The organism is Streptomyces eurythermus (assembly GCF_014649115.1).
Taxonomy (GTDB): Bacteria; Actinomycetota; Actinomycetes; order Streptomycetales; family Streptomycetaceae; genus Streptomyces; species Streptomyces eurythermus.
In genome coordinates, this window is the sequence record NZ_BMSK01000054.1 from 1 (window position 1) to 1529 (window position 1529).

General features: G+C 68.8%; 1 protein-coding gene. It reads right to left on the bottom strand.

Annotated features, from left to right (window positions below; all coding sequences use genetic code 11):
* Nucleotides 1-1529, bottom strand: a 1529-nt coding sequence (locus IE251_RS40420) for a 2-oxoacid:acceptor oxidoreductase subunit alpha (protein ID WP_189757923.1), incomplete at both ends; no start/stop codon positions are given.

Genomic DNA, 1529 nt, shown 5'->3' on the forward strand with positions numbered 1-1529 from the left:
TCGGGGATCACCACCTTGTCGTAGGCCTTGAGGATGGTGCCGAGGTTGCGCGGGAAGGGGTTGAGGTGGCGCAGGTGGGCCTGGGCGATCGATTCGCCGGCCGCCCGCAGCCGCCGTACCGCCGCGGTGATCGGGCCGTAGGTGGAGCCCCAGCCCAGGACGAGGGTGTGCGCGCCGTGCGGGTCGTCGACTGCGATGTCGGGGACGTCGATGCCGTCGATCTTGGCCTGGCGGGTGCGGACCATGAAGTCGTGGTTGGCCGGGTCGTAGGAGATGTTGCCCGTGCCGTCCTGCTTCTCGATCCCGCCGATACGGTGCTCCAGCCCCGGCGTGCCCGGGATCGCCCACGGCCGGGCCAGGGTCTGCGGGTCGCGTTTGTAGGGCCAGAACACTTCGGTGCCGTCGTCCAGGGTGTGATTGGGTCCGGAGGCGAAGCGGACGGTGAGGTCGGGCAGTTCCTCCAGTTCGGGGATGCGCCAGGGTTCGGAGCCGTTGGCCAGGTAGCCGTCGGAGAGCAGCATGACCGGGGTGCGGTAGGTCAGCGCGATCCGTGCCGCTTCCAGCGCGGCGTCGAAACAGTCCGCCGGGGTGCGCGGGGCCACCACCGGTACCGGCGCCTCACCGTTGCGCCCGTACATCGCCTGGAGCAGATCCGCCTGCTCGGTTTTGGTGGGCAGGCCGGTGGAGGGGCCGCCGCGCTGGATGTCCACCACCAGCAGCGGCAACTCCAGCGACACCGCCAGACCGATCGTCTCGCTCTTGAGGGCGACACCCGGCCCCGACGTCGTCGTCACCGCCAGCGAGCCGCCGAAGGCCGCGCCGAGTGCGGCGCCGATGCCGGCGATCTCGTCCTCGGCCTGGAAGGTGCGTACTCCGAAGTTCTTGTGCTTCGACAGTTCGTGGAGGATGTCGGAGGCGGGGGTGATGGGGTAGGAGCCCAGGAACAGGGGCAGGTCGGCCTGGCGGGAGGCGGCGATCAGGCCGTAGGCCAGGGCGAGGTTGCCGGAGATGTTGCGGTAGGTGCCCACGGGGAAGGCCGTGGCGGCCGGCGCGACCTCGTAGGAGACCGCGAAGTCCTCCGTGGTCTCACCGAAGTTCCAGCCCGCCCGGAACGCCGCGATGTTCGCCGCCATGATCTCGGGCTTCTTCGCGAACTTCGACTTCAGGAACTTCTCGGTGCCCTCGGTCGGCCGGTGGTACATCCACGACAGCAGGCCCAGCGCGAACATGTTCTTGCTGCGCTCGGCCTCCTTGCGGGTCAGGTCGAACTCCTTGAGCGCTTCGACGGTCAGGGTGGTGAGGGGTACGGGGTGGAGGTGGTAGCCGTCGAGTGAGCCGTCGTGGAGGGGGTCGTTGTCGTAGCCGACCTTGTGCAGGGCGCGTTTGGTGAACTCGTCGGTGTTGATGATGATCTCCGCGCCGCGTGGGAGGTCGCCGATGTTGGCTTTGAGGGCGGCGGGGTTCATCGCGACGAGGACGTTGGGTGCGTCGCCGGGGGTGAGGATGTCGTGGTCGGCGAAGTGGAGCTG